Origin of the sequence: Microbacterium sp. NPDC057741, assembly GCF_042798735.1 — a bacterium.
Lineage (GTDB): Bacteria > Actinomycetota > Actinomycetes > Actinomycetales > Microbacteriaceae > Microbacterium.
The window spans coordinates 169,945-196,051 of sequence record NZ_JBHVJW010000004.1 but is presented as its reverse complement, the minus strand read 5'-3'; the positions used below and the strand labels follow the sequence as shown (position 1 = coordinate 196,051).

The window sequence follows — 26,107 nt, the reverse complement described above, 5'->3', positions numbered from 1 at the left end:
GCCGCCCGCCGCCCGCCGCCCGCCGCCCGCGTTATGATCCCGCGGCGGCGCCGCATCGCCTCCTGTGCCGTGCAGTCCTCACGCATTGATGCGCTGAGCGGGTCAACGCGTGAGGGCTCCGGTACCGCACCGATGCGGGGCGGCCCGCAGGTCTGGCAAGCGGTTGCCAGATCAGGGCGCGAGAGGCCCGACGTCCGCCGTGGTGAGCGGCTCGCGCCTCGGCCGCGCCCTGCTCACCTCGTGCGCACCGACATCCGCCTTCACAAGGCGCTGCTTCCCGTCGATGTCATCGCGCACCCAGGCCGAGTGATCCTGCGTCGAGGCGTTCACCGCGGGGCTGCCCGCACCGATCCGCCACACGTCAGCGGCATCCTTCGCGAGCCGCGGATCGACCCGCGTGAACCCGGTCGCCGGCATGTCGCCGTCGGATGCCGCACCCCAGAACATGTTCCCCGCCCAGGTGAACCCGATCGAGTTCGAGACGACGCTCTGCGTGCCCGCGTCGCCCTGGAAGATGTTGTCGACGATCACGCAGTCCATCGGCGTGATCGGGCGATGCGTCTCGCACGAGATGCCGCCCGCCGCGTTCACCACGGTGTTCAGCGCGATCCGCACCCGATCGGCGGCGTCGTTCTTCGTGCGCGACGACGACGGCTCTCCCTCGTAGTGGTCGCGCACGGTGCCCGCACCGAGCACGAACGCGGTGTCGGCGTTGTCGCCGATGTAGTTGTTCACGATCACGTGGTCGTTGCCGTAGATGCGGATGCCGCGCTCACCGCGGATGATGTGGTTCGACTCGACCCTGGTGCGGTTGCCGTGCCGCAGCACGATGCCGCCGCCGCTGTCGCGGAAGGTGTTGTACCGCACGATGTTGTCGCTCGACTTCACCGAGATCGCCTCGGGATCGCCGTTCGTGCGCTCGAACAGGTTGTGCTCGACGACGGCGTGCGCACTGCTCAGCGCGCGCGGGCTGACGCCCAGGCGGATCGGCTCGCCGCCGTTGTCGCCGGCGAAGCTGTGGTCGGAGAAGTAGTTGTGGTGGATGTGCACCCGCTGCGCCATGTCGGTGCTGCCGCCGCCCTCGATCGCGAGGAGCACGCCGAGCGTCGACTTGCTGTGGAAGTGGTTGTACTCGACGACGGTGTCGTCGGCGCGCACCATCGCGTGGAACAGCCCCTCGATGTCGGCGAGCACGAACTCGTTGCGGCTCAGCGTGATCGCCTGGCAGTCCGCGGGGATCTCGAGTGTGGTCGACTGCGTGAACACGAAGCCGCGCAGGGTGACGTGGTGCGCACCGGAGAGCACGAAGCTCTGCGCGCCGGTGAAGGTCACGCCGCCGACCGTGGCGGCGGTGATCGTCAGGTGCTTGTTCCACCGGCCGCCGACCCCGTCGAGACGGATCGGGGCGCCGTCCGGCACCGCGTAGGTGCCGTCGGCGAGGATGATCGTCGCACCCTCGACCGCCGTGTCGATCGCCTTCTGCAGTGCGGACAGCGACGAGACGGTGGTGTACGGGCCGGTGCCGACCAGCGTCGGGACGACTCCGCCCGTCGGCCCGACCGCCGCACCCGCGGCCTGCACGCCGACGAACGCGGTCGCCGCTCCCGCCAGTCCGGACAGGATGAACGTTCTTCTCTTCATGGGTTTCCTCCTCGTTGAGGCCCTTCGTCGAGGTCGCGGTCGCGGCCTGGCTCAGGAACCGGGGTGTTGGTCCAGGAACAGCTCGATCACCGGCACCGCCGTGTCGGGACGACGCACGGGCAGTTGCAGGGTGAGCGTGCCCTCTGGCAGCCCTCCCATCAGCGTGTTCTGCGCGGTGCGCTTCGGGTCGATGTGCAGCGGCAGGATCTCCGAGGCATCCGTCATCAGCTGCGCGTACCGCACCTTCCCCGCGAGACCGGGCAGGTGCAGGTGCCGGAACGGCCAGTCGAACAGGTGCACGTACAGCCGGTCGCCGCGCAGCGTGTACCGGGTGTCGGTCGGCGCCTGCCAGGGCGCGGGGCCCGCGCCCTGGATCGAGCGCGCGTGCGCGTCCATCCACTCCGCGAAGCCGGCGAAGGTCTCGCGGGCCACCTCGTCGAGCCTGCCGCGCCCGTCCGGCCCGACGTTCAGCAGCAGGTTGCCGTCCTTCGACACCCCGTCGATGAGCAGCCGGATCAGCGCATCCGTGCTCTTCCGATCCAGGTTGTCGCGGTCGTAGCCCCAGCTGCCGTTCAGCGTCTGGCACGCCTCCCAGGGGACGGGAACGCCGTCGCGTCGCATCGGCTCCAGCGGCTGGTACTGCTCGGGTGTGACGATGTCGCCGGGGATGCCGAGCCGGTCGTTCACGATCACCTCGGGCTGCAGCTCGCGGATCAGCGCCATCAGCTCGTCGGCCGCCCAGTCCTCGGCACCCTTGCCGCCCCAGTAGTCGGGACGGTGCGTGTACGAGAAGTCGAAGAACAGATAGTCGATCCGCCCGTAGCGGGTCAGCAGTTCGCGCACCTGACCGTGCAGGTACGGCTGGTAGTCGCGGACGTCCCGGTCGGCTGTGGCCGCCTTGAACTCGTCGTCGTCGCGCTGCGGGTGCGTGCCGTCCACGGGGAACCCCTCGTGGTGCCAGTCGATCAGCGAGTAGTACAGGCCGACGCGGAGGCCCTCGGCGCGGCACGCCTCGACGAACTCGGCGACGACGTCGCGCCCGTAGGGCGTGTTCATCACGGTGTAGTCGGTGAGCTCCGAGTCCCACAGGCAGAACCCGTCGTGGTGCTTGGCGGTGAGCACGACGTACCCCGCGCCCGCCTCGCGGGCGGTGCGCGCCCAGGCTCGCGGGTCGTAGCGGTCGGGGTCGAAGTGCTCCCGATACCGGTCGTACTCGGCATCCGTCATGCGCTCGTGGTTCTTCACCCACTCGTGCCGCGCGGCGAGCGAGTACAGCCCCCAGTGCACGAACATGCCGAGGCGCGCCTCGGTGAACCAGTGCAGATCGGCGGTCGTCACAGGGATGCTCCTTCGGGATCGGATGCAGGGATGCCGGGCGCTCCCGGTTCGACGAGCGCGCGCCGCAGCGCGGCGAGCTCGTCGGCGGTCAGGCCGTGGGTGCGGAGGTAGCCGTCCGCTCCGCCCCACCGCTCCTCGATGCCGGTGAGGGTCTCGCGCATTACCGGCGCCGGCGATTCGGTGACGAGGGACGCCGCATTGCGGGAGTCCGGATACTTCGCGCGCAGCCGCACGACCTCGGCCGAGCGGCGCTCGTGCGAGATGAGCGCGCCGGTCAGGGCGTAGTCGGTGATCACGGCGCCTCGATCGGTGCCGACCGCCGACAGGGCCAGCGCGATCGTGAGCCCGGTCCGGTCCTTGCCCGCGGTGCAGTGCACCAGCGTCGGCTCGCCCCGCGCGATCATCCGCACGGCCGTCACGAGGGATGCCGCGGACTCGGCCAGCATCCGCTCGTACACCTCGCCCAGGGTGAGGTCCTCGAAGAAGAACGACGCGGGTGAGCCGAGGAACAGCGGGACGCGCACGATCTCGACGCCCGGCACAGCCGTCGCCGCGGAGGCGACCTCGTCGTCGGAGCGCAGGTCGACGATCCGTCGGACGCCGCTGCGCAGCATCCTGGCGCCGTCGTCGTCCACGCCGGACAGCTCGCCGGAGCGGAACAGCCGCCCGCGGCGGGTGCGCCCGCCGGCCGCGGGCATGCCTCCGATGTCCCGGAGGCCGAAGACCCCCGGGATGCTCTCGATCGTCATCGCCGCGTCAGCCCTTCAGCGCACCCGAGGTCAGGCCGCGCGCGAACGAGCGCTGGAACAGCAGGAACACGACGACGGACGGCAGCAGTGCCAGCAGCGACGCGGCCATGATCACGCCGGGCGTGACGGCGGGGTCGATGCGCAGCGTGCGCAGCGCGAGCGGCAGCGTGTACGTGTCGCTGCTCTGCGAGACCAGCAGCGGCAGCAGGTACTGATCCCAGATCATGGTGAACCCGAACACACCGACCACGCCGAGGGCCGGCTTGCACAGCGGCACGATGATCTGCGCGAACACGCGCAGCTCGCTCGCGCCGTCGATGCGGGCGGCCTCCTCGAGCTCGAGCGGGACGTCCTTCATGAACTCGGTCATCACCAGGATCGAGAACGCCCACGCGCCCAGCGGCACGATCATTCCGGCCAGCGTGCCCATCAGGTTGATGTGCAGCAGCGGGATGTCGGACAGCAGGATCGACAGCGGCAGCGCCAGGATCTCCTCGGGCAGCATCATGGTCGCGAGGATCGCCACCATGACCAGCGCCGAGAAGCGGAAGCGCTTGCGGGCGAGGGCGTAGCCGGCCAGCACCGACACGATCACCTGCAGCAGCAGGCCGAAGCCGACCACGAAGAACGAGTTCGCCAGGTAGCCGAGCACGCCGTAGTCGAACGCGACGCCGAAGTTGTCCAGCGTCGGACGGTTGGGGATCACGCTGAGCTCGGTCGGGTCGGAGACCTGACTGAACGCGCCCACGAGCAGGGCGATCAGCGGGCCGGCGAACAGCACGACGACGAGGGCGTACAGGAAGACCTTGACGGCGATGCCGGCGAAGCTGCGGCTCTCGGTCAGGCCGAGGGCGGTGTCTGTTCCGACGCTCATGCGTCCTTCTTCCTCCGGGTCAGGATCTGCACGACCAGGGTGAGTATCAGGGTCGCCAGGAACAACAGCACCGCGCCGGCCGAGCCGACGCCGAGCTTGCCCTGTTCCAGGCCGAGCTTGTAGAGCAGGGTCATGATCACCTCGGTGGCGCCGTTCGGCCCGCCGTTGGTCATCAGGAACACCTCGGTGAACACCCGGAAGCCGCGCACGGCGGCGAGGATGAAGAGGATGGTGAACACCGGGCGCAGTCCGGGCAGGGTGACGTGCACGATGCGCTGCCAGCGGTTGGCGCCGTCGACCGTCGCGGCCTCGTAGAGCCCGCGGTCGATTCCGGCCAGGCCGGCCAGGATGATCATCATGTCGTAGGGCGCGCCGCGCCAGATGCCCATCAGCATGATGGAGCCCATCGCGGTGTCCGGGCTGTTGATGAACTCGCTCGGCCCGAGGCCGAAGACCACCAGGATCGAGTTCAGGAAGCCGTCCGCGGCGGGGTAGTACATGATCCGCCACAGCTCGGCGACCACGGCCATCGGCACCACGACCGGCAGGAACGCGGCAGAGCGGATGAAGGAGAGCTTGCGGGTCTGCCCCTCCAGCAGCAGGGCGAGGACGAAGCCCAGCAGCAGGCATCCCGCGGTCTGGCCGATCGCGAGGACGACGGTGTTGATCGCCGCGTCGCGGAAGTCGGCCGAGGAGAGGATCGTCTGGTAGTTCTGCATCCCGACGAACTCGTTGCCGAGGTACGGCCGCACGTTCTCGACCGACATCGAGACGGCCTGGATCATCGGGATGTAGCGGAAGACCAGGAACAGCAGCAGCGCAGGCATCAGGAATGCCCAGGGGATCCACCAGGAACCCTGTACACGATGACGGCGCCGCCTGGCCGGTGGCGGAGACACGCGGGTCTCCGCCACCGGACGGGATGCGTCGGCCACAGGAGCGGCGTCGGCGGTGTTGAGTGTCACTGCTTGAGGATTCCCTGCGTCTTGAGCTCGTCCGCCAGCTTGGCGTCGAGCTTGGCGAGCTCGTCGTCGAGGTCGAGCGAGCAGTCGGCGAGCAGCGCGTTGATGGTGTCGGCCGTCATCTGGCGCACCGGCGTCCAGCTGGGGATGGTCGGCGCGTAGGTGCCGCTCTTCTGGTAGGCGTCGGCGAAGGTCTGCCAGCGCGGGTCGTCGCGAACATCGGTGATGTCGACCTTCTCGTTGACCGGGAGCTGGATAACGAACGCATCCGTGCCCTTCATGCCCTCGGTCTGCGCCTCGGGGCTGACGTACCAGTCCGCGAAGGCGGACTGACCCTTGACGTTCTCGGAGCCCGCCATCAGGTACACGGTGCCGCCCTCGGCGAGGACCGACTGGTCCTTCGGGCCGGTCGGCATGGTGACCACCTCGTACTTGTCCTTGCCGAGCACCTCGTCGAAGCGCGGCATCATGTACGGGCCGGTGACGTACATGCCTGCGACCCCGGACTCGAAGGCCTCGTTGGTCGGTGGGGTGTCCATGCTGACGGCGCCCGGCTGCATCACGCCCGCCTTGCACTGCAGGTCGCGGAACCACTGCGTCGCGTAGACCGACTCGTCGGTGGTCATGGCCGGCTTCCACTGGTCGCCGGATCCGGTGATGAAGTCGCCGCCGCCCGACCACAGGAAGTTGGAGAAGTACCACGACGCGTAGCCGCGCTTGGTCGATCCGGGCACGGCGAGACCGTAGGTGTCGGCCTTGCCGTTGCCGTCGGGGTCGTTCTTGGTGAACGCGGTGGCCACGGCGAGCATCTCGTCCCAGTCCGTCGGCGCCTGCAGGCCGAGGTTCTTCAGCCAGTCGCTGCGGATGTAGAGGGCGTTCGCCTGTGCGGAGTACGGGATGCCGTAGGTCTTGCCGTCGATCGCCTTGCCCGCCTCGAGCGCCTGCGGGGTGAGGTTCTTGGCGTTGGGGACATCGCCGAGGTCGATCTCGCGCAGGATGCCCTGGGTCTGCATGGTTCCGAGCTGGCTGACGTCGTTGAGCACGACGTCGGGCAGGTCCTTCTGCCCGGCGCGCTGAGCGAGCTTGGTCTCGAAGTCGTCGAAGATCGCGGTGACCTCGGCCTTGTAGCCGGTGGCCTTCTCGAACGCCTCCACCTGCTTCTTGGTGGCGGCCTCGCTGGCGCTGCCGGGGGTGGTGCGGGTCCAGATCTCGAGAGTGGCCTTCTCGTCCTGCTCGACGTTCGATCCGCCCGCTCCGGGGGCGGCGCTCGAGCAGCCCGCGAGGGCCAGCGTGGCGACGCCGATCAGTGCGGCTGCTTTCATCCTTGTGTGCATGAGACTCTCTCCGGGTTGGCAAACGCTTGCCACTTTGCAAGACGCTGTTCGCGAATCTAACCTAGGGGCGCGGGGACTGTCAACAAATCATCGGATGTCTGGCTGAGGCGCTCCCGCAGGAGGAGACGACGTGGACGTGGCGAACGAGCGCATCAGGGTGCGCCTGGTGATGGAGGAGGACCGCCGGGGCGAGGTGTATCCCCCCGACGTTCTTGCGGCAATCGACCGTATCGCGGACAGCACCCTCCCCCCGCTCACCGCGGAGCAGCTCGCACAGGATCCGCGTGCCCTCGAGGACGTGGACGTACTGCTCACCGGCTGGGGAGCACCGGTGCTGGATGCCGCGCTGCTGGCCCGAGCTCCCCGGCTGCGCGCACTGCTGCACGCCGCGGGGTCCGTGAAGCACATCGTCACCGACGAGTCCTGGGATCGGGGCATCGTCGTCGTCTCCGCCGCCGCCGCGAACGCCGAGCCCGTGGCCGAGATGACAGCGGCGCAGATCATCCTGTCGGCCCGCGGCGTCCCCGCCTCGCGCCGCGCCTACCGCGCACGCCGCGATCTCGACGCGCGGGACGCGGCGTACGGCGCGTCAGGACGCACCGTCGGGCTGCTCGCGCTCGGCGAGATCGGCCGGCGCGTGGCAGCGCGCCTCCGCGGAACGGCACTGACGCTGCTCGCGCACGACCCCTATGCGGATCCCGCGCAGGCGGCGGGCCTCGGCCTGGAGCTGATGGATCTCGAGGAGCTGTTCGAGCGGTCGGACGTGGTGAGCCTGCACGCCCCCCTGCTCCCCGCGACGACGGGGATGGTCGGCCGGGAGCTCGTCGAGCGGATGCCGCACGGCGCCACGCTCATCAACACCGCACGCGGCGGCCTGGTCGACGAGGACGGCCTCGTCACGGCACTGCGGCGCCGCCCTGACCTGACCGCTCTGCTCGACGTCACGGTCCAGGAGCCGCCGGCGCCCGACTCGCCCCTGTGGGACCTGCCGAACGTGGAGCTCACGCCTCACGTCGCGGGGTCGATGGGCGGCGACAGGGCGGCCATGGGATGGCTGGTCGCCGACGAGCTGGAGCGCCTCGCTCAGGGGGTTCCCCTGCAGCACGAGGTGCCCCGCACCCGAATCGATCTCCTGGCCTGAACTGGCAACCGCTTGCCAGAGTCGCCGGACTGTGATTGCATGACGGTGCCCACCCGTCGCGCCCCCGCGCCCTGCATCCGGAGATGAAATGACCATCGACAAGGCCGAGGTGATCGTCACCAGTCCCGACCGCAACTTCGTCACGCTCAGGATCACCACCGCCGACGGCGTGACCGGGCTGGGCGACGCGACGCTCAACGGCCGCGAGCTGGCCGTGGTCGCGTACCTGCGCGAGCACGTGGCACCGTTGCTGATCGGCGCGGACGAGGACCGCATCGAGGACACCTGGCAGTTCCTGTACCGCAGCGCCTATTGGCGCCGAGGACCGGTGACGATGGCGGCGATCGCCGCCGTCGACATGGCTCTGTGGGACATCAAGGGCAAGAAGGCGGGGATGCCCGTCTACCAGCTGCTCGGCGGAGCGTCCCGCACCGGGCTGCTCGCCTACGGGCACGCCTCCGGCAAGGAGCTGCCCGAGCTGTTCGACTCGGTGCGCTCGCACCTCGAGCAGGGGTACCGGGCCATCCGCATCCAGACCGGCGTGCCCGGTCTGAAGGCGATCTACGGCATCGCCTCGCAGTCCGCTGACACCGGCGGCGGCGAGGCCCGCTACGACCACGAGCCAGCGCGCCGTGGCGCCCACCCCGTGCAGGAGGACTGGGACACCCGTGCCTACCTGAACCATCTGCCCGGCGTCTTCGAGGCGGTGCGGAACGAGTTCGGGCCGGACATCCCGCTGCTGCACGACGGGCACCACCGCATGACGCCGATCCAGGCCGCGCGTCTGGGCAAGGACCTCGAGCCCTACGACCTGTTCTGGCTCGAGGACTGCACGCCGGCCGAGAATCAGGAGGCGCTGCGCCTGGTGCGGCAGCACACCACCACCCCGCTGGCGATCGGCGAGATCTTCAACACCGTCTGGGACTTCAAGGACATCATCCGCGAGCAGCTGATCGACTACGTCCGCGGCGCGGTCACCCACATGGGCGGCATCAGCGCGCTGAGGAAGACGCTCGACTACGCCGCGATGTACCAGATCAAGTCGGGCATGCACGGACCCACCGACATCTCCCCCGTCGGCATGGCCGCCGCCATGCACCTGGGCCTGGCGATCCACAACTTCGGCATCCAGGAGTACATGAGGCACGGCGCGAAGACCGACCAGGTGTTCCAGCAGTCCTTCACCTGGCGCGACGGCCTGCTGCATCCCGGCGACCAGCCGGGACTCGGCGTCGAGCTCGATCTCGACGAGGCCGGGAGGTACCCCTACGAGCTGGCCTACCTGCCCTACAACCGTCTGGCCGACGGCACCGTCCACGACTGGTGAGCGCCGCTCTGCCGCCGATCGTCATGATGGGCGTCTCGGCGGTCGGGAAGACCTCGGTCGGGTTGGAGCTGGCGCGCCTGACCGGCGGGGTCTTCCGTGACGCCGACGACCTGCACAGCGCGGCGAACGTCGCGAGGATGCGGGCCGGCATCCCTCTCGACGATGACGCCCGACGCCCCTGGCTGGAGGCCGTCGGCGCCGAGCTCGCACCCGGGACGGTCATGGCCTGCTCCGCGCTGGCTCGGCGGTACCGCGACGCACTGCGCCGACACGCGCCCGACGCGGTGTTCGTGCACCTCGACGCCGACGTCGAGCTGCTGACGGCGCGGGCCCGAGAACGGGCGGGGCACTTCATGCCGCCCGCGCTGCTGCAGTCGCAGCTCGATGCGCTGGAGCCGCTCGAGGCGGACGAGGCGGGGATCACCGTGCGCGTCGACGCCGCGCCACGGGAGATCGCGGTGCAGGCGGTCGACGCGCTCTGCACCTTCGTTCGGGTCGCGGAAAGTGTCGGAGCTACGACCCCGGAGCGACGGGAATTGCGACCTGAACGCGTGCGCCCGGCAGGATGAGTCCATGACGACGAAATTGCGGGTCGGTCTTATCGGAGCGGGCGGGATCTCCGTGCCGCACATCGAGGCGCTGCTCGCGCTGGGCTCCGAGGTCCGGATGCTGCGCCGCACCGACGCCCCGGTGCTGGCGGAGGTCTATGGCATCGAGATCGTCGACGATCTGGACGCCCTCCTCGACGCGGTCGACGTCGTCGACATCATCAGTCCGACGCGCACGCATCCCGACATCGCGCTGCGCGCGATCGCCCGCGGACGGCACGTGATCTGCGAGAAGCCGCTGGCCGCGACATCCGAGGATGCCGCGCAGATCGTGCGCGCGGCGGCGGATGCCGGAGTCAGGCTGTTCCCCGCACACGTCGTGCGGTACTTCCCGGAGTACTGGCGCATCAAGCAGGCGGCGGATGCCGGTGAGATCGGCGACGTCACCTCGTTGACGCTCAGCCGCGTCGGAGCGGGACCCGCCGGGGCCTGGTTCTTCGACGAGAACGTCGGCGGGGGCCTCATCCGCGACCTGATGATCCACGACATCGATCAGGCACTGTGGCTGGCGGGCCCCGTGGCATCCGTGTCGGCCGTCCAGACGCCGCCGTCGGCGGCGGGAGTAGCGCCGCGCGAGGTCACGGCCGTCGTCACGCTGACCCACCGCGGCGGCGCGGTCAGCCGCATCCACGGCGGCTGGCTCGGGCCGGGCACGCCGTTCCGAACCGCGATCGACGTCACAGGCACGACGGGTCGGCTGCAGCACGACAGTGCCGATGCCGCGGTCGACGGGTATCTGCCGCCCGCGACCGGCGGCCAGAGCCCGTATCTGCTCCAGCTCGCCGACTTCCTGTCGGCGCTCGAGGCCGGTGCGGATGCCCGCATCCTGCCCGCCGAGGCGGTCGACGCCGTGGCCGTCGTCGATGCCGCCTACGCATCACTCGCGGCCCGAGCGCCGGTCACACTCTGAGAAACCATGTGCAGCTCGAGAAATCACGTGACGCATGGTTTCTCACGCGGATGATGGTTTCTCACCGACACGGAAGAATGAACGCATGACCACCGCCGAGACCGCCAGGCTGCAGGCCGCCCTCACCGCCGAAGAGCCCCTGAACTGGGTGATCACCGGCGACTCGATCACGCACGGACTCGTGCACACGCAGGGCGGACGCAGCTACCCGGAGCACCTGCACGAGCTGATCCGCGGCGAGCTGGCCCGCACCCGCGACATCGTGATCAACTCCGCGATCAGCGGCCACAAGATCGTGCAGATCCTCGCCGACTTCGACCGCCGGGTCGCGTCGTGGAACCCCGACGTCGTCACGCTGATGATCGGCACCAACGACTGCTCGACCGCGGTCGCGACGCTCGAGCCGGCGGACTTCGGGGCATCCGTCTCCGAGTTCGTGACGCGCGTGCGCGCACTCGGCGCCGTGCCCGTGCTGCTGACGCCGCCCTCGGTCGACGTCGCCGCCGCTCCCGAGCGTGCGCGGATCGGCGCGTTCGCACAGGCGATCCGCGATGTCGCCGCACGCGACGACGTGCTGCTCGTGGACCAGCACGCCCGCTTCGCCGAGATCGGCCACGGCGGGGTGCCCTGGGGCCTGATGAACGACCCGTTCCACCCGAACGGGGCCGGCCACGCGCTCCTCGCCCTCGAGGTCGCCGCCGCACTCGGCATCCGTCCGGAACCCTCGCGCGCGCTCACGCTGCTGCGCGCGCAGGTCGCCGCCGCCTCGCTCAACCCCTGAGCGCCGCCGAGGCGTTCACCCCCTCCGTCTCCTCGTCTCGCTCCGCTCGCTCAGTACGGCGCCTCTCGCTCAGGGCCCCAGAGGCTCCGGACCCGGAGCGAGCGGAGCGAGACGAAGGGCCGCCCCGGCCACACCCGCACGCCCCGGATGCCCGCCATCCGCTCCCTGACCGTGCGTCCGCACCGACCTCTTCGTCACTTCGCGCTTCGCTCGCCAGTACTGCGCTCGTCGCTCCGGGCCCAGAGGCTCCGGCCCCTGAGCGAGCGAAGCGAGACGAAGGGCCGCCCCGGGCACACCCTGCACGCCCCGGCCACACCTGCACGCCCCGGCCACACCCGCACGACCGGATGCCCGGAATCTTCGCGCATCCTCCCTGATCGTGCGCCCGTGTCCAGCATCCTTCGTCACCTCGACTCGCTTCGCCCACTCAGTACGTGGCTCCTCGCTCAGGACCCCAGAGGCCCCGGACCCTGAGCGAGCGGAGCGAGACGAAGGGCCACCCCGGCCACACCCGCACGGCCCGGGCACACCCGCACGACCGAATGCCCGAATCCGTCGTGCATCCGTTCCCAGATCGTGCATCCGTGACCAGCATCCCTCGTCACATCGCGCTGCACTCGCCGGCACGACGCTTCTCACTCAGGGCCAGAGAGACTCCGGCCCCTGAGCGAGCGAAGCGAGCGCCGTGCTGAGCGAGCGAAGCGAGACGAAGTGACGAAGCGCCGCCCCGAGCACACCCTGTACGCCCCGGATGCCCGGACCCATCGTGCATCCGTTCCCTGAGCGTGCATCCGCTCCGAACCCTGCCACCGCGCTCCCGACCGTCCTAGGCTCGGAGAACTGACGAAGGGAACGCGTATGCGCATCGACCTCAGCGGCAGGACCGCTCTCGTGACCGGATCGACCCAGGGCATCGGGCGGGCGATCGCCGCCGCGCTCGCCGACGCCGGCGCGCGCGTCGCCGTGAACGGCCGAAGCGTGGCGAAAGTGGATGCCGCCATCGCCGAGCTCGCGGCCGACGGACGCGAGTTCGTCGCGGCGCCCGGCGATGTCACGACCGAGGAGGGCGCAGCGGCCGTGCTCGCCGCCGCCGGCCGGATCGATGTCCTCGTGAACAACCTCGGCATCTTCGGCGCTGAGGAGCCGCTCGCGATCACCGACGACGAATGGCGACGCTACTTCGACGTCAATGTGCTCGCCGCCGTGCGCCTCATCCGTGCGGCGCTGCCCGGCATGACCGAGCGCGGCTGGGGCCGCATCTTGAACATCGCGAGCGACTCCGCGATCGTGATCCCGGCCGAGATGATCCACTACGGCATGTCCAAGACGGCGCTGCTCGCGGTCTCGCGCGGCTTCGCGAAGGCCGCTGCCGGCACGGGCGTGACGGTCAACTCGGTGCTGGCAGGGCCGACGCACACCGGAGGTGTGGAGGATTTCGTCTATCAGCTGGTCGACAAGGACCTGCCGTGGGAACAGGCGCAGCGCGAGTTCATGATCACGCACCGGCCGCAGTCGCTGCTGCAGCGGCTGATCGAACCCGAGGAGATCGCGAACATGGTCGCCTACCTCTCGTCGCCGCTGGCGTCGGCGACGACCGGCGCCGCGGTCCGCGTGGACGGCGGCTACATCGACTCGATCGTGCCGTGATGCGCGCCGATCACTACGACGAGTTCGCGGACGGCTACGACGCCGAGAATTCGGCCAGCCTCGTCAACGCCTATTACGAGCGTCCCGCGATGATCGAGCTCGCCGGAGATGTCCGCGGCCGCCGCATCCTCGACGCGGGGTGCGGCTCCGGTCCGCTGTCGGCCGCGCTGCGCGAGCGCGGGGCGGAGATGACGGGCATCGACGGCAGCCCGGCGATGCTCGACCTGGCCCGTGCCAGGCTGGGCGCCGACGTGCCACTGCAGCTGGCCGACCTCGCCGAGCCGCTGCCGTTCCCCGACGACTCCTTCGACGACGTCGTGGCGTCGCTCGTGCTCCATTACCTGCCGGACTGGTCCGCCACACTGGCGGAGCTGCGGCGGGTCCTGAAGCCCGGCGGCCGTCTGATCGGATCGGTCAATCATCCGTTCGCCCGCGCCTACAATTACCCCGATGAGGACTACTTCGCCGTGGAGCAGTTCTCGGAGGAGTACGACTTCGCAGGCACCCCCGGGGTGCTCACGTACTGGCATCGGCCGCTGCACACCATCATCGAGGAGTTCGTCTCGGCCGGGTTCGAGATCAGGGTGATCGACGAGCCCGCCCATTCGCCGGACACACCGCCCGAGCTGCTGCCACCGTTGATCCGCAGCGGGGAGCGCACGCGGTTCATGTCGTTCCTGTTCTTCGTGCTGGTCGCACCCTGACGTCCTTCGTCACTTCGTCTCGCTTCACTCGGTCAGCACGGCGCTCGCTTCGCTCGCTCAGGACCCGGAGCCGGAGCCCGTCCGGATCCTGAGCGAGGAGCGCAGCGACGCACGCCGTGCTGAGCGAGCGTCTCGAAATGACGAAGGACGCCGCAGGTCAGCCCTGGAGCATCCCCTTCATCTCGGCGATCTCGTCGGTCTGCGCGTCGATGATCTTCTGCGCGAGGGCCGTGGCATCGGGGTTCTTCCCGTTCCGGGCCTCGTCCTTCGCCATGTCGACGGCGCCCTCATGGTGCACGATCATCTGCTCGAGGAACAGCTTTCCGGCATCCGCTCCCGAGGCCGCCTCGAGGGCGGCCATGTCGTCGGCGCTCATCATGCCGTCGTCGTGACTCATCGAGCCGTCGGCGGCCGGCACGCCCCAGTCGTCGAGCCAGCCCTTGAGCTGCTCGATCTCGGGGCCCTGCGCCTCCTTGATCCGGGTGGCGAGGTCGGCCACCTCCGGGTCGAGGCCCTCCTTGCCGAGCACGAGATCGCTCATCTCGATGGCCTGCTCGTGGTGGCCGACCATCATGCTCGCGAACATCGCGTCGGCGTCGTTCGCCACGGCGTCGGATGCCGGCGACTGCGACATCCCCGGCATGCCCTCGTGACCCGACGGCGCCGGTGTGCACGCGGCGAGGGTGGTCAGCGACAGGACTGCTGCGCCCGTGATCAGGGCGCGACGAATGGTGTTCATGGGTTCTCCTTCAGTGTTCGATGACGATGCTTCGGCGCGCGGGCGCGCCAGAGCGCGGGTCATCTGCGACTGATGCAGAGAACGTCGAGAGAGGGAGGCTGCGGGGCGACGGGCACCGCGGCGAGCGCGCGCAGCAGGACGCCGGGCGCGGGCAGTCCCCGCGCAGCACCGGTGCGCGCAGCAGCAGGATGCCGGCGAGCAGCGCGAGCACGCACATCGCCGCCATCGCGCCGTCGGCGCCCGAGCCGTGCTCGGTGGGAGCCTGCAGGACTGTAGGCGCTGGGGCGGACATCGGCGGCGGAGCATCTGCCGGGATCGCGGCATCCGTCGTCATCGCGTGGGTCACCGCGGTGTCGGACATGGCGTGGTGCTCGGAAGTGCCGTGCAGTCCGAGCACATGCATGCCGAGCAGGCCTGCGAGCAGCACGATGACGGCGATCAGCCGTCCCGTCCGCAGCGAATACCCCACCTGGGTATCATACGCGGCGGCCTCGTGTCGCGCACCTGAAGCCGGGCGGCCGCGCCGGTCAGGGCGTGTCCGCGCGCCCGCTCCTGCGCCGCCGGACCAGCGCCCGACCGCAGCCCGCGAGGGCGAACACGCCGAGCGTCGCCGTGATCATGCCGAGGAGCGCGAACGCGACGGGCGCCAGTCCGTCGGCCGGGCTGGCATCGACCGTGCGTCCGCCGATCGACCACAGCCCGACGAAGATCGGGCCCGATGCGCGGAGCCCGACGCCCAGGATCACGATCCCGACCGCGGTGATCGCCGTACTGAGGGCGAGAGTGCTCAGCGGTCGCCTGGCGGATCTCTCCGCACTGATCCCGAACGCTCCCCGCCCCAGGAATCCGGCCGTGAGCACGACGGCACACGCCATCCAGGCGATCCGCGTGACCGGAACGGCGCCCGCGGCATCGAGAACGGCGAAGTACATCACGCCGCCGACCGCGAGCGATGAGCAGATGAACACCCACTGCGGCTCGACCCCGAGCATGCCGACGATCCCGGCGGCAGCGAGAAGGCCGGAGATCCCCGCAGTGAGCACCCCGGTCGCGATGGCCATGACCGGGTCGGCCTCGGGCATCAGTGCCGGCGTCGCGATCCAGCCGATGCCGGCGCCGATCAGCGTCGCCGCGACGAGGATCAGCGCGGTTACACCGGCGGGCTGCCTCCGGCGGGCCTCGTCACGCTCTCGCGCCTCACGCACCTGGCGACGGGCCTGGCGCGCCTTCCGGCGCTTCTCCTGCTCCGCTCTCGACACCTGCTTCGCCATGCACGTCCTCCCGCCGACCCACGCTACCCGCCACCCATGCGCATGGCAGCCGGGCTGGCGACTCGCGGATTCGCAAGTCTCCAGCTCGGCGGCTTCCGACCGGGCGCACCCGCACGACCGGGGAACGCCTGCACGAACGGATGCCCGGATGCGCCGTGCATCCGTTCCCGGGTCGTGCATCCGTTCCCGCGGGTCAGCCCTGGAGCATCCCCTTCATCTCGGCGATCTCGTCAGCCGGCGCGCCATGTGTGAGCATCGTTGCATGGACATCAGAGACGATTCTCCGCAGGTGGGGCCGGCAGACGTCGACGAGGACGCGCTCAGAGAGCGTGGAGTCGCTCTGGTCGAACTCATCACCGAATTGGGCGTCAGATTGGATGATTCATCCGCCGAGGACGCGCCACGGGGTGGGTGGCGCGTCCTCAGGCGATACGCGACTGGTGCGGCGGTGATCGGCGCACCAGCCGAGCCGGAGGGCCGCGCGTGGCGCGTGGCTCACGTCGGGGCCCACCCGGAATCGGTCGTGATGGTGCAACCGGATCCGATGCCGCTTCGCCCCAGTCGCGTCGAGCGACGGCAAGGTCTGGAATTGCGATGGCCGACGGTGATGACCTCGTCGCCCTCGCGCGACGACTTCGTGGTCGACATCGTGAACACCGGTTCAGCACGATGGGAATCAGACGCGGACGGGTTCCATGTCGTCGGTGTTTTCACCGAGCCGGGAGCGACCCGCTTCAGTTTCGGTTGGGTGTCGAGCAGTCAGCACAAGGCCGTTCCCCTGGATCCGGGCGAGTACGCCCGAGTCGGCGTCTCGATCAATCCCGGCGCGTGGGACAACCTGGAAGCCGGCACATACGACTTGCACGCCGTCCTGGTCAGCCTCGGCCTGCGTACGCTCCACCCGCTGACGGTCGAGCTGACCGCGGACCTCCTTTCGCGGAAGCGGGCTGCGCGTTCCCACACGAGTCCCGTGAACCGCCGGCGAATGCTCGACCAGCAGATCGAACAGGCACGAGCGCAGATCTCTGCCAGCCAGTCCCTTGACCTCGTCTTTCACGCCGTCATGACCGCAAATACCGACGACGATGCGATCACCGGCATCAGCCGCGCACTCAGCGTCGACGAGCAGTGCGCGGCTTCGATCTACCATTCGCCGCTACAGGCACTCAGCCCCCACAGCGAGCGCATGGGCCGGCATCTGGCGCACCTCATCGCCGAGCGCGACCGCGTGCATTGCCCCGGCTCCCCTTACCCCTTTGGCCGGACGTGACGCAACGAGTACAGGCCGGCAACCCCCTCAGCCGGCGGTCGGCGCGTTGAGCGCGGCGAAGTATCGCGCCACGACCTCGAGCTCCGCGAGTGTGAATCCGGCGTGTACGCGTTCCATGTGCGCGGAGACCTCGGCGTAGGGCGACCCCTCGGCGGGGGAGCTGATCCGCGCGAGCTGCTCCTCGTCGACCTGCACCACCACGCGGCGACGGTCGGCGGGATCGGAGACCCGGCTCACCAGCCCCTGCTTCTCGAGTCGGTCGATCACCCTGGTGGTCGTGCTGCTCGGCAGCTCGGTGCGCTGGCTGAGCTCACCGGCGGTGAGCGGGCGCCCGGCACGGGCGAGCACACCGAACGCCTGCAGGTCGACGACGTTGAGCCCCAGCGTGCGCGCGATCCGCTCGTTGCGCAGCACGACGTCCGCGATCAGCACCTGCATGTCACCGTTCAGACGGCCGATCACCTCGGACCTGCTTGACATCGCTTCCTCCCACGCTTATTCTCTCCGTTGTGGAATTATCCCGATTCGGAAATATTCCATGAAGGAGACATCAACAGTCTAGGGAAGGACACCTCATGGCCACCACAACGCGACGAGGGCTTGCCATCGGCATCCTCCTGTTCGCCTCGTTCATGGACCTGCTCGACGTGACCATCGTGCAGGTCGCGCTCCCGTCGATCGGCGCCGGGCTGAAGACCGGCCCGGCCGCCCTCGAATGGATCGTCTCGGGCTACATCCTCGCCTTCGCCGTCGCCCTCATCACGGGCGGGCGCCTGGGCGACATCTTCGGCCGCAAGCGAATGTTCCTGATCGGCATCATCGGCTTCACCGCCGCCTCGGCCTTGGCCGCCTCGGCCTGGTCGGGCGAGGCGCTCGTCGCCTTCCGCGTCGTCCAGGGCCTGTTCGCCGCGCTCATGGTGCCGCCGCTGCTCGCCACCATCCAGGCGCTGTACTCCCCGCGCGAGCGTGCACCGATCTACGGACTCGTCGGTGCCGTCACCGGTTTGGCCGCCGTGATCGGGCCACTTCTCGGCGGCTGGCTCGTCGACGCCGACATCGCCGGGCTCGGCTGGCGCTCGATCTTCTTCATCAACCTGCCGGTGGGCATCGTGATCGCCGCGCTCGCGCTGCGCTTCGTGCCCGAGACCCGATCGGAGCGTCCCCTGCGAACCGACCTCTGGGGCGTCGTGCTGCTCACCGCGACGCTGCTGTGCCTGATGATCCCCCTGATCGAGGGACGCTCGCTGGGCTGGCCGGTCTGGCTGTGGGCCGTCGTCGGCGCGGGCGTGGTGCTGCTGGCCCTGTTCATCGTCCACTCCCGCCGCCGGATGGCGCGGGACGGATCGGCGCTGCTGCCCCTGCCGCTGTTCCGCAACCGCGGCTTCTCGGCCGGACTCGTCACCCAGGCGATGTTCCAGGGCGCGATGAACGCGTTCACACTGCCGTTCCTGCTCTACCTGCAGCTCGCGCTCGGGTTCGACGCGCTGACCGCGGGCCTGAACCTGCTGGCCTTCAGCATCGGCGCCCTATTGGGAACCGGCCTGGCCGTGCCGCTCACCGCGAAGCTCGGCAAGGCGCTGATCGCCGCGGGCTGCGTGCTGATGGGCGCTGGCATCTGGTGGACCTACGCCGTGCTGGTCGCGTCGGGCGCCGGGTTCACCGGCTGGGCGGCTGTCGGCGGCATGCTGACCGCCGGCCTCGGCCTCTCGCTGATCATCATCCCGCTCGTCGACGTCGCGCTCGCGACCGTGCCGGTGCAGGATGCCGGTGCCGCATCCGGCACGTACAGCACCTTCCAGCAGATGGGAGCGGCCGGCGGCATCGCGGTGTCGACGACGATCTTCTTCGCGCGGATCGGCGACGACTGGAGCCGTACGTCCATGGTCGACGCCCTCGGCGCGTCGGTGTCCGTCGCCCTGATCGGCCTCGCGATCGCGGCCGCGGCGAGCCTGCTGCTGCCCGGCGTGCGCGCGGTGCGCGCACACTTCGCCGAGGAGAAGGCGCTGGCCGAGGCGGATGCCGCGGAGCCGGTCACGGTCCCCGGCCGTTGAGCGAGCGAAGCGAGACGAAACGCCCCGAGCGGGTCACGCCAACAGCCTGGCAAATGGTCAGCATGCACTGTATGGTCAGTGCATGCTGACCGTTGCCTCGCGAACGGACGTGATGAACCGCCTCGGGCGGGCCATGTCCGACCCGACCCGCTCGCGCATCCTGCTGTCCCTGCTCGATGGCCCGGGATATCCCGCGAAGCTCGCCCGCGACCTCGATCTCACGCGCACGAACGTGTCGAACCACCTCGCCTGCCTGCGCGGATGCGGCATCGTCGTCGCAGAGCCCGAGGGCCGGCAGACCCGCTACGAGATCGCCGACCCGCACCTCGCCGCCGCGCTCAGCGCGCTGGTCGAGGTGACGCTCGCCGTGGACGAGAGCATTCCCTGCATCGACCCCGCCTGCACGGTTCCCGGCTGCTGCGACACGGAGCAGCCGTCATGACGACCGCAGTGCTGACCCCGGAGCGGACGGCGGTGCTGCGGCGACGGATCAGGATCGTCGTCGCGATCACGATCTCCTGGAACGTCATCGAGGCGATCGTCGCCCTCGCGGCAGGAGGAGCGGCCTCCTCGGCGGCACTGATCGGGTTCGGGCTGGACTCCATCGTGGAGGTGCTCTCCGCCGCGGCTGTCGCCTGGCAGTTCGCAGCGCCCGATCCCGAGCGGCGCGAGAAGACCGCCCTGCGGGTGATCGCCGTCTCGTTCTTCGGACTCGCGGCCTACGTCTCCGTCGACGCCATCCTGTCGCTGGCCGGACTGCGCGAAGCGGAGCACTCGCCCGTCGGCATCGCCATCGCCGCGCTGAGCCTGCTGGTGATGCCGTTCCTGTCCTGGTTCGAGCGCCGCACCGGCCGCGAACTCGGTTCGGCGTCCGCGGTGGCGGACTCCAAACAGACCCTGATCTGCACCTACCTCTCTGCCGCTCTGCTGGTCGGACTCCTGCTGAACAGCCTGCTCGGGTGGGCATGGGCCGATTCCCTCGCCGCGCTCGTCATCGCCGGCTTCGCGATCCGTGAGGGCATCGAGGCCTGGCGTGGCGACGCGTGCTGCGCAGCGCCCGTCGCCGTGCTCACCGGAGAGCGCGAGGCCGACCACTGCGACGACGGCTGCTGCAGCCCGAGCTGAGCACCGGGTCACCGGCCGATCGGGTGCACCACGATCCGGCGCCGGTCGCGCACCCAGACATCGCCACTCCGCCGGTGCTCGGCGCGCGTGCTGAAGCGGTAGCGGTACGAGACCGCGCGCACCCAGCGGGGGTTCTGCCCGCCGAAGGGATCGCGGGCGAGCAGGCGAAGCGTCGGAGCATCCGCCTCGAGCAGCCGCACCAGGAAGACCAGAAACCAGTCGTCCAGCGAGTAGCCGAGCGGCAGGAACCACATCAGCCAGTCCAGGCGCAGGTGATACGGCGCGAACTGCCGCGGCACGCGGTCAAGCGCGCCGGGCTTGCCCTTGAACGCGTACTCGACCCAGTCCGCGGCATCCGGATCGTCGTCGAGCGTGCCCTCGACGACGATCTCGATGCGCTGCTTCGTGACGGTGCCGAACGCGCCGTACGCGTTCGCGAGCTGCCACGGGTTGAAGCTCGCGTTCATCAACTGCCGGCGCGCGAACAGATTGCGCATCGCCGGCCAGCTGATGATGACGTAGAGGATGCCGACGAGTGATGTGATCACGAGCCAGTAGACCGGGGACGTTTCGTCTCGCTCCGCTCGCTCAACGACCGGGATCGCCGAGAAAGCCAGCACGATCGTCGCCCAGTTCAGCCAGGCGAAGTTGCCGGTGATCACCAGCCAGCACTGCGTGGCGATCACGATCGCAGCGGCGGCCGCCCCGACGATGAGCGGCGCCGGTCCTGGAATCCACAGCGACAGGATCGGGGCGAACAGGAAGAACGGCACCACCAGCTGCGCGAAGTGGTTGCCGATCACCTCCCCCTTGTGGAACCAGCGCGGCAGGAGGTGCGCCTGCCGGCTGAGCGGGCCCGGCATCGGCTGCGTCTCGTGGTGGAACGTCAGCGCGGTGAGGTCGCGCCACTCCCGTCCGCCGCGGATCTTGATCATGCCGGCACCGAACTCGAGGCGGAACACCAACCACCAGAACAGCACGATCACCACGGTCGACGGCGGCTGGTCGCGCGAGCCGAGGAACGCCGCGAGGAACCCCGCCTCGAGCAGCAGCATCTCCCACCCGAATGAGTAGAAGGTCTGCCCGATCGTGACGATCGACATGTATCCGAGCCAGAGCAGCAGGAAGGCGATCATCGGCACCCACGGCGGGCCGAGCTGCGGGATGCCGGCGACGAGCGCGGCGGAGAGCGCGATGCCCGTCCAGCACAGGGCGACGAGGCGCCGGTCGGTGTAGCGGATGAAGCGGAACAGTGTGGGCCGCCGCATCCGATGCTTCCCGGCGGCCACCCAGGCGAGTAGTTCGGGTGCCGGCAGCAGCCCGTGCTCGCCGAGCAGCGGACGGAACTGGTTCAGGGTCGAGGCGAACGCGACGAGGTACAGCGCCGCGATGCCGCGCTGCAGCACCTCGCGCGCGAAAACGAAGTCGACGGCGGCGAACCCGTCCATGGGGACAGGCTACGCCGCCGTCGAGGGCCACGCCCTTCGTCACTTCGTCTCGCTTCGCTCGCTCAGTACGACGCTCGCTTCGCTCGCTCAGGGTCCGCGGAGCGAGCGAGGGCCTGACCGGATGCTGTCAGGCCTGGGGCAGCGCAGCGACCACGTCGATCTCGACGAGGATGTTCGCCAGCTGCGAGCCCACCGTGGTGCGCACCGGATACGGAGCGTTGAAGAACTCCTCGTAGGCGGCGTTGAACTCGGCGAAGTCGGCGAGGTCCTGCAGGTGCACGGTCGACTTGACCACGTCGTCCATGGTCAGGCCGTGCACGGCGAGCACCTTCTGGATGTTGCGCAGCACCTGGCGGGTCTGGTCGCCCACGTTGTCGGCGATGGCGTGGTCGTTCGCGGCGTCCTGCGGGCCGAAGCCTGCGGTGTACAGGAATCCGTTCGCGACGACCCCGTGGCTGTAGGGGCCTGCGGGGGTGGGGGCGCCTTCGGCGTAGAAACCGATCTTGTTCGGCATGTTGTTCTCCTTCTTCTCGGTTCGGTCGGTTCGGTTCATCCCAGCTGGTGGGAGATCTCTGCGGCGGCCTCGCGCAGCACGGGCACGCGCTGCTCCAGCTGCTCACGGTTCTGGGCAGCGCGCAGCGCCGTGAGCGACAGCGCTCCGACGACACCCGCTGATGTCACGATCGGCACGGCCACGCAGCCCACGAAGTCCTCGAACTCCGCGTCGTCGAAGGCCCAGCCGCGGCGGGCGGTCAGGGCGAGGTCGGCGTCGAGGGCGGCGCGGCTGGTCAGGGTGTTCGCCGTGTGCCGATGCCAGTCGCAGCCCGCGAGCAGTGCGTCACGGCGGTCCACCGGAAGCTCCGCCAGCACGGCCTTGCCGATGCCGCTGCAGTACGGAAGCACAGCGGCGCCGACCCTGGAGTACATCCGCACGCCCGCGGCATCCTCGACCTTGTCGACGTAGACGATCTCGTCGCCGATCAGCGCTCCGACGTGCACGGTGTTGCCGACGATGCGGTGCAGGCGCCGCACCTGCGCGAAGGCCGCGCCGCGCAGGTCGAGCTGCTCGAGGGCGGCGCCGCCCAGCACGGCGAGCTGCATGCCGACGGCGTAGCGACCGTCGGGCTGCTTGCGCACGAAGCCGACCTGCTCCAGGCTCTGCAGCTCGCGGAACATGGTGGTGCGGTGGATGCCGAACTGCGCAGCCAACTCGGCCGCCGTGGTCGGCCCTTCGGCGATGGAGGCCAGCACGGCGGCTGCCCGGGTGACGCTCTGCGACATCAGGCTTCCCCTCTGCGCAGTCCGCGGCCCGGCAGCGCCCCGGTCGGCTCGCCCCCGGCGAGCACGCGGATGCCGGCGACGAACACGTCGTCGATGCCGACCGCGAGTTCACGCGGGTCTTCGTAGGTGGCGCCGTCGGCGACGGTCTCCGGGTCGACGAGCATCACGTCGGCGACCGCGCCGGGCTCGATCGTGCCGCGCCTGCCGAGACCGAAGCGCTGCGCCGGGTGGGCGGACAGGTGCGCCACGGCATCCGGCCATGACCAGGTGCCGAGTTCGCGGACGAACTCGCGCAGATACCGGGCGAACGAGCCGGCCGCGCGCGGGTGCGGATGCTTGCCGATGAAGATCCCGTCCGACCCGCCGAGGTGGCCGGGGTGCGCGAAGATGCGCGCCAGCTCGGTCGCCGGGCGGGGGTTGTGCACCGCCATGACGGCGCTGCTCTCCATGCGGCATGCCGCGAGCAGGTCGAGTGCGAAGTCCATCGGGTCGGCTCCGGCGCGGGCGGATGCCTCGCGCAGGGTCAGCCCGTGCGCCCAGTCGTAGTCGGGCGCCGCGATGTGCGCGAGCGTGATCATGTCGGGCCAGTCCGGGCCGAGGCTGGGGCTGTTCGACGCGCGCTGCACGCATGCCGCGCGCAGCGCCTCACGGCCGGCGGCGTCGGTGAGGCGGGCGACGGCCTCGTCCACGGTGAGCGCCGACACCTCGGGCGGCAGCAGCGGCATGCCGAGCAGCGTGCAGCCGCGGATGTAGGGGTAGGCGTCGAAGGTGGCGTCGACGCCGGCCGCGGCGAGCGCGTCCAGCTGGCCGAGCACGATGTCGGCGTCGGCGTGCAGGTGCGAGACGTGCACGGGCAGCGGGGCACCGGCATCCGTCGCGGCGAGCCGCGAGATCTCGGCCATCTCGGCGATGCCGGCGGCGCTGTTGTTCTCGTAGCCGCCGCGCATGTGGCTGACGTAGACACCGCCTGCGGCGGCGACCGGCACGCACAGCGCGGCGATCTCGTCGGCGGCCTGGAAGATGCCCGGCACGTAGTCGAGTCCGGTCGACAGGCCCAGCGCGCCCTCCGACATCCCCTGCGCCACCAGCTCGGCCATCCGGGCGCGCTCGTCGGCGGATGCCGGGCCGGTTCGCCGCCCGCAGACCTCGAAGCGCACGGTGCCCGCGGGCACGAGGTATCCCGCGTTCAGCGGCGATGCGCCGTCGACGGAGGCCAGCAGCGCGGCGACGCCACCGCCCCGGTAGGTCGGGTGCGGGCCGTTGATCGCGGCGAAGTAGCCGCTCGCGTACGCGCCGTCGCCGGGCGCGTACGAGATGCCGTCCTGCCCGCCGATGACGGTGGTGACCCCCTGGCGCAACAGCGAGGTGGTCACCTCGGGGTCCTGCAGCAGGCCGTCGGCGTGGGCGTGCGCGTCGATGAAGCCGGGCAGGATCAGTCGGCCGGTCGCGTCGATGACGACATCGCCAGACTGGAGCGCGACGTCGCCGACCGCGGCGATCATCACGCCGTCGATGGCGACGTCGGCGCGCGTCACGCCGTCGGACGTGACGACCGATCCGCCACGGAGAACTGTACGACCGGACATGGGGCTCCTCAGAAGTACGTGCGGACGAGGCCGGTGACCACGCCGGACTCGAGGGAGTCGATCACGGGAAGCACCCGCCATTTGTCGAAGGCGGTGCACGGGTGCGAGAGGCCGAACCGCACGACCGAGCCGACCACGAGCGGATCGGCCGGGCGCACGTAGGAGTGCTGGTCGTTCATCGCGGAGAGGGTCGCATCGACGGGATGCCACTCCCCTGTGAGATCGTCGGCTGCGGCGCGCGGGATGGGCAGGCCCTCGTCATAGGGGAAGTCGCGCTTGCCGGCATCCACCAGTGCGAGGCCCGGCTCGGGGCTCGAGACGACCCGTGCGATGCCGTGCATGGCATTGATGAAGTGCGGGCCGACGCCCGTGCCACCCTCGTCGAAGGGCGAGATGCCGCGGTAGAAGCCATCGTCGTGCACGATATAGGCGCCGGAGCGCAGCACGAAGCGGGTGCGTCCGTCGCGCTCGGCGCCGGCCCAGACGTCGGCGACGATCTCGAAGTAGGCGCTGCCGCCGGCGGTGACGTACACGTCGCCGTCGCTGTAGAGCGATGTGATCGTGCGGTGCAGCGCGAGCTGCGCCTCGAGGTAGGAGCGCACGGCGGCGAGCCCCGCATCGGAGCGGTCGTGCGCGAGGCTGCCCTCATAACCGGCGACGCCGGCCAGGCGCAGGACGTCGGACGCGGCGATCCGCTCCGCGACCGCGACGGCGTCCTCCGAAGAACGGGCGCCGGTGCGTCCGCCCTCGGCGCCGAGCTCGACGCACACGTCGACCGGACGAGGCACGCCGACCGCGCGCAGGCCACGCTCCATGGCGTCGATCGTGGCGAGCGAGTCGGCCCAGCACACGAACCGGAAGCCGGGGTCGGCGAGCTCGCCGGCGAGCCAGGCCAGCGAGCGGGCGTCGACGGCCGCGTTCGCGAGCATGATCGAGTCGAAGCCGAGGTCACGGGCGGTGCGCACCTGCCCCATGGTCGCGAGAGTGATTCCGAGTGCGCCGGCGTCGAGCTGGCGCTGCCACAGGTCGGGGGCCATCGTCGTCTTGCCGTGCGGCATGATCGCAAGGCCGCGCTCCGCGCACCACGCGGCCATGGTCGCCACGTTCGCCCGCATCGCGGCGTCGTCGAGCACGATCAGCGGCGTCCAGAACTCGTCGAGGCGCGGCTTCGTCGCGAGGAAGGCGGATGCGGTCATGCCGATGGCGCGCACCGGGATGCCCTTGTCTCGGGCGGTCAGCAGCTCTGCGTTCAGGTCGTTCATCTCACACTCTCCTCACGTTGTGCATATGTTGCAACGTCAGTTGCAATCTGCGCACATG

At 70.0% G+C, this 26,107-nt stretch carries 26 protein-coding genes; 11 read left to right on the top strand and 15 right to left on the bottom strand.

Annotated features, from left to right (window positions below):
• Positions 1-171: 171 nt before the first annotated feature.
• From ACFVDO_RS14230 to ACFVDO_RS14205, 6 genes are read right to left on the bottom strand one after another with little or no spacing between them, the layout of a single operon-like run.
• Positions 172-1,641: a polysaccharide lyase 6 family protein gene (locus ACFVDO_RS14230; protein ID WP_378856311.1), complete on the bottom strand. Its 1,470-nt coding sequence runs from the start codon at positions 1,639-1,641 to the stop codon at positions 172-174.
• A gap of 51 nt (positions 1,642-1,692) precedes the next feature.
• Complete coding sequence (locus ACFVDO_RS14225; protein ID WP_378856310.1) at positions 1,693-2,979, bottom strand: alpha-L-fucosidase; 1,287 nt, start codon at positions 2,977-2,979, stop codon at positions 1,693-1,695.
• Complete coding sequence (locus tag ACFVDO_RS14220) at positions 2,976-3,728, bottom strand: tyrosine-protein phosphatase (RefSeq protein ID WP_378856308.1); 753 nt, start codon at positions 3,726-3,728, stop codon at positions 2,976-2,978. The genes ACFVDO_RS14225 and ACFVDO_RS14220 overlap by 4 nt, the downstream gene beginning before the upstream one ends.
• Positions 3,729-3,735: 7 nt before the next feature.
• On the bottom strand, positions 3,736-4,602 hold the full coding sequence (locus ACFVDO_RS14215; protein WP_378856306.1) for a carbohydrate ABC transporter permease: 867 nt from the start codon (positions 4,600-4,602) through the stop codon (positions 3,736-3,738).
• Positions 4,599-5,567: a carbohydrate ABC transporter permease gene (locus ACFVDO_RS14210; RefSeq protein WP_378856304.1), complete on the bottom strand. Its 969-nt coding sequence runs from the start codon at positions 5,565-5,567 to the stop codon at positions 4,599-4,601. The genes ACFVDO_RS14215 and ACFVDO_RS14210 overlap by 4 nt, the downstream gene beginning before the upstream one ends.
• Positions 5,564-6,886: a hypothetical protein gene (locus ACFVDO_RS14205; RefSeq protein ID WP_378856302.1), complete on the bottom strand. Its 1,323-nt coding sequence runs from the start codon at positions 6,884-6,886 to the stop codon at positions 5,564-5,566. Before ACFVDO_RS14205 ends, ACFVDO_RS14210 begins: the two co-directional genes overlap by 4 nt.
• 142 nt (positions 6,887-7,028) lie before the next feature.
• On the opposite strand from ACFVDO_RS14205, the gene ACFVDO_RS14200 reads away from it, so the two are divergent.
• The 7 genes from ACFVDO_RS14200 to ACFVDO_RS14170 all read left to right on the top strand — a co-directional run bounded on the left by ACFVDO_RS14200 (position 7,029) and on the right by ACFVDO_RS14170 (position 14,016).
• A complete protein-coding gene (locus ACFVDO_RS14200; RefSeq protein ID WP_378856301.1) occupies positions 7,029-8,039 on the top strand; it encodes a hydroxyacid dehydrogenase in 1,011 nt (336 codons plus the stop codon).
• Positions 8,040-8,127: 88 nt separating this feature from the next.
• Entirely contained in the window at positions 8,128-9,366 is a 1,239-nt protein-coding gene (gene manD, locus ACFVDO_RS14195) for a D-mannonate dehydratase ManD (RefSeq protein WP_378856299.1), read from the top strand.
• Positions 9,363-9,935, top strand: coding sequence for a gluconokinase (locus ACFVDO_RS14190; RefSeq protein WP_378856297.1), 573 nt, complete (start codon positions 9,363-9,365; stop codon positions 9,933-9,935). The genes manD and ACFVDO_RS14190 overlap by 4 nt, the downstream gene beginning before the upstream one ends.
• Positions 9,936-9,939: 4 nt before the next feature.
• Positions 9,940-10,884, top strand: coding sequence for a Gfo/Idh/MocA family protein (locus ACFVDO_RS14185; protein WP_378856295.1), 945 nt, complete (start codon positions 9,940-9,942; stop codon positions 10,882-10,884).
• A gap of 85 nt (positions 10,885-10,969) precedes the next feature.
• Positions 10,970-11,665: an SGNH/GDSL hydrolase family protein gene (locus tag ACFVDO_RS14180; RefSeq protein ID WP_378856293.1), complete on the top strand. Its 696-nt coding sequence runs from the start codon at positions 10,970-10,972 to the stop codon at positions 11,663-11,665.
• Between the two features lie 858 nt (positions 11,666-12,523).
• Complete coding sequence (locus ACFVDO_RS14175; RefSeq protein ID WP_378856291.1) at positions 12,524-13,312, top strand: SDR family NAD(P)-dependent oxidoreductase; 789 nt, start codon at positions 12,524-12,526, stop codon at positions 13,310-13,312.
• The gene (locus tag ACFVDO_RS14170; protein WP_378856289.1) at positions 13,312-14,016 is read left to right on the top strand and encodes a class I SAM-dependent methyltransferase; all 705 of its coding nucleotides are present in this window, start codon (positions 13,312-13,314) and stop codon (positions 14,014-14,016) included. The genes ACFVDO_RS14175 and ACFVDO_RS14170 overlap by 1 nt, the downstream gene beginning before the upstream one ends.
• Positions 14,017-14,173: 157 nt before the next feature.
• On the opposite strand, the gene ACFVDO_RS14165 is transcribed toward ACFVDO_RS14170, so the two are convergent.
• From ACFVDO_RS14165 to ACFVDO_RS14155, 3 genes are read right to left on the bottom strand one after another with little or no spacing between them, the layout of a single operon-like run.
• A complete protein-coding gene (locus tag ACFVDO_RS14165) occupies positions 14,174-14,755 on the bottom strand; it encodes a DUF305 domain-containing protein (RefSeq protein WP_378856287.1) in 582 nt (193 codons plus the stop codon).
• A 10-nt stretch (positions 14,756-14,765) separates the two neighbouring features.
• A complete protein-coding gene (locus tag ACFVDO_RS14160; protein WP_378856285.1) occupies positions 14,766-15,224 on the bottom strand; it encodes a hypothetical protein in 459 nt (152 codons plus the stop codon).
• Between the two features lie 58 nt (positions 15,225-15,282).
• The gene (locus ACFVDO_RS14155) at positions 15,283-16,026 is read right to left on the bottom strand and encodes a hypothetical protein (protein ID WP_378856283.1); all 744 of its coding nucleotides are present in this window, start codon (positions 16,024-16,026) and stop codon (positions 15,283-15,285) included.
• A 262-nt stretch (positions 16,027-16,288) separates the two neighbouring features.
• Here ACFVDO_RS14155 and ACFVDO_RS14150 point away from each other — a divergent pair, with 262 nt between their 5' ends.
• A complete protein-coding gene (locus ACFVDO_RS14150; protein ID WP_378856281.1) occupies positions 16,289-17,296 on the top strand; it encodes a hypothetical protein in 1,008 nt (335 codons plus the stop codon).
• 27 nt (positions 17,297-17,323) lie between these two features.
• Here the strand turns inward: ACFVDO_RS14150 and ACFVDO_RS14145 are convergent, their stop codons facing one another.
• The gene (locus ACFVDO_RS14145) at positions 17,324-17,776 is read right to left on the bottom strand and encodes a MarR family winged helix-turn-helix transcriptional regulator (protein ID WP_378856279.1); all 453 of its coding nucleotides are present in this window, start codon (positions 17,774-17,776) and stop codon (positions 17,324-17,326) included.
• Positions 17,777-17,871: 95 nt separating this feature from the next.
• Between ACFVDO_RS14145 and ACFVDO_RS14140 the strand changes: the two genes are divergently transcribed.
• The 3 genes from ACFVDO_RS14140 to ACFVDO_RS14130 all read left to right on the top strand — a co-directional run bounded on the left by ACFVDO_RS14140 (position 17,872) and on the right by ACFVDO_RS14130 (position 20,472).
• Positions 17,872-19,347 carry an MFS transporter gene (locus tag ACFVDO_RS14140; RefSeq protein WP_378856277.1) on the top strand — a complete coding sequence of 492 codons (1,476 nt, stop codon included), beginning with the start codon at positions 17,872-17,874 and terminating at the stop codon, positions 19,345-19,347.
• 82 nt (positions 19,348-19,429) lie between these two features.
• Complete coding sequence (locus ACFVDO_RS14135) at positions 19,430-19,789, top strand: ArsR/SmtB family transcription factor (RefSeq protein ID WP_378856275.1); 360 nt, start codon at positions 19,430-19,432, stop codon at positions 19,787-19,789.
• Positions 19,786-20,472 (top strand): cation transporter, encoded by a 687-nt coding sequence (locus ACFVDO_RS14130; protein ID WP_378856273.1) that lies wholly within the window; start codon positions 19,786-19,788, stop codon positions 20,470-20,472. Before ACFVDO_RS14135 ends, ACFVDO_RS14130 begins: the two co-directional genes overlap by 4 nt.
• Before the next feature lie 8 nt (positions 20,473-20,480).
• Here ACFVDO_RS14130 and ACFVDO_RS14125 read toward each other — a convergent pair whose 3' ends face one another.
• The 5 genes from ACFVDO_RS14125 to ACFVDO_RS14105 form a co-directional block, all read right to left on the bottom strand.
• A complete protein-coding gene (locus ACFVDO_RS14125; RefSeq protein ID WP_378856271.1) occupies positions 20,481-21,920 on the bottom strand; it encodes a lipase maturation factor family protein in 1,440 nt (479 codons plus the stop codon).
• Positions 21,921-22,047: 127 nt separating this feature from the next.
• Positions 22,048-22,434: a RidA family protein gene (locus ACFVDO_RS14120; RefSeq protein ID WP_378856269.1), complete on the bottom strand. Its 387-nt coding sequence runs from the start codon at positions 22,432-22,434 to the stop codon at positions 22,048-22,050.
• A gap of 35 nt (positions 22,435-22,469) precedes the next feature.
• Positions 22,470-23,201, bottom strand: coding sequence for an IclR family transcriptional regulator (locus tag ACFVDO_RS14115; protein ID WP_378856267.1), 732 nt, complete (start codon positions 23,199-23,201; stop codon positions 22,470-22,472).
• Positions 23,201-24,787, bottom strand: coding sequence for an amidohydrolase family protein (locus ACFVDO_RS14110; protein ID WP_378856265.1), 1,587 nt, complete (start codon positions 24,785-24,787; stop codon positions 23,201-23,203). Before ACFVDO_RS14110 ends, ACFVDO_RS14115 begins: the two co-directional genes overlap by 1 nt.
• 8 nt (positions 24,788-24,795) lie before the next feature.
• Entirely contained in the window at positions 24,796-26,049 is a 1,254-nt protein-coding gene (locus tag ACFVDO_RS14105; RefSeq protein WP_378856263.1) for an alanine racemase, read from the bottom strand.
• Positions 26,050-26,107 lie beyond the last annotated feature (58 nt).

Coding starts and splice junctions, on each gene's coding strand:
- ACFVDO_RS14230 (WP_378856311.1), bottom strand. CDS start 1,641: ATGAAGAGAAGAACGTTCATCCTGTCCGGACTGGCGGGAGCGGCGACC.
- ACFVDO_RS14220 (WP_378856308.1), bottom strand. CDS start 3,728: ATGACGATCGAGAGCATCCCGGGGGTCTTCGGCCTCCGGGACATCGGA.
- ACFVDO_RS14215 (WP_378856306.1), bottom strand. CDS start 4,602: ATGAGCGTCGGAACAGACACCGCCCTCGGCCTGACCGAGAGCCGCAGC.
- ACFVDO_RS14205 (WP_378856302.1), bottom strand. CDS start 6,886: ATGAAAGCAGCCGCACTGATCGGCGTCGCCACGCTGGCCCTCGCGGGC.
- manD (WP_378856299.1), top strand. CDS start 8,128: ATGACCATCGACAAGGCCGAGGTGATCGTCACCAGTCCCGACCGCAAC.
- ACFVDO_RS14185 (WP_378856295.1), top strand. CDS start 9,940: ATGACGACGAAATTGCGGGTCGGTCTTATCGGAGCGGGCGGGATCTCC.
- ACFVDO_RS14180 (WP_378856293.1), top strand. CDS start 10,970: ATGACCACCGCCGAGACCGCCAGGCTGCAGGCCGCCCTCACCGCCGAA.
- ACFVDO_RS14175 (WP_378856291.1), top strand. CDS start 12,524: ATGCGCATCGACCTCAGCGGCAGGACCGCTCTCGTGACCGGATCGACC.
- ACFVDO_RS14170 (WP_378856289.1), top strand. CDS start 13,312: ATGCGCGCCGATCACTACGACGAGTTCGCGGACGGCTACGACGCCGAG.
- ACFVDO_RS14165 (WP_378856287.1), bottom strand. CDS start 14,755: ATGAACACCATTCGTCGCGCCCTGATCACGGGCGCAGCAGTCCTGTCG.
- ACFVDO_RS14155 (WP_378856283.1), bottom strand. CDS start 16,026: ATGGCGAAGCAGGTGTCGAGAGCGGAGCAGGAGAAGCGCCGGAAGGCG.
- ACFVDO_RS14150 (WP_378856281.1), top strand. CDS start 16,289: ATGGACATCAGAGACGATTCTCCGCAGGTGGGGCCGGCAGACGTCGAC.
- ACFVDO_RS14145 (WP_378856279.1), bottom strand. CDS start 17,776: ATGTCAAGCAGGTCCGAGGTGATCGGCCGTCTGAACGGTGACATGCAG.
- ACFVDO_RS14140 (WP_378856277.1), top strand. CDS start 17,872: ATGGCCACCACAACGCGACGAGGGCTTGCCATCGGCATCCTCCTGTTC.
- ACFVDO_RS14135 (WP_378856275.1), top strand. CDS start 19,430: ATGCTGACCGTTGCCTCGCGAACGGACGTGATGAACCGCCTCGGGCGG.
- ACFVDO_RS14130 (WP_378856273.1), top strand. CDS start 19,786: ATGACGACCGCAGTGCTGACCCCGGAGCGGACGGCGGTGCTGCGGCGA.
- ACFVDO_RS14125 (WP_378856271.1), bottom strand. CDS start 21,920: ATGGACGGGTTCGCCGCCGTCGACTTCGTTTTCGCGCGCGAGGTGCTG.
- ACFVDO_RS14120 (WP_378856269.1), bottom strand. CDS start 22,434: ATGCCGAACAAGATCGGTTTCTACGCCGAAGGCGCCCCCACCCCCGCA.
- ACFVDO_RS14115 (WP_378856267.1), bottom strand. CDS start 23,201: ATGTCGCAGAGCGTCACCCGGGCAGCCGCCGTGCTGGCCTCCATCGCC.
- ACFVDO_RS14110 (WP_378856265.1), bottom strand. CDS start 24,787: ATGTCCGGTCGTACAGTTCTCCGTGGCGGATCGGTCGTCACGTCCGAC.
- ACFVDO_RS14105 (WP_378856263.1), bottom strand. CDS start 26,049: ATGAACGACCTGAACGCAGAGCTGCTGACCGCCCGAGACAAGGGCATC.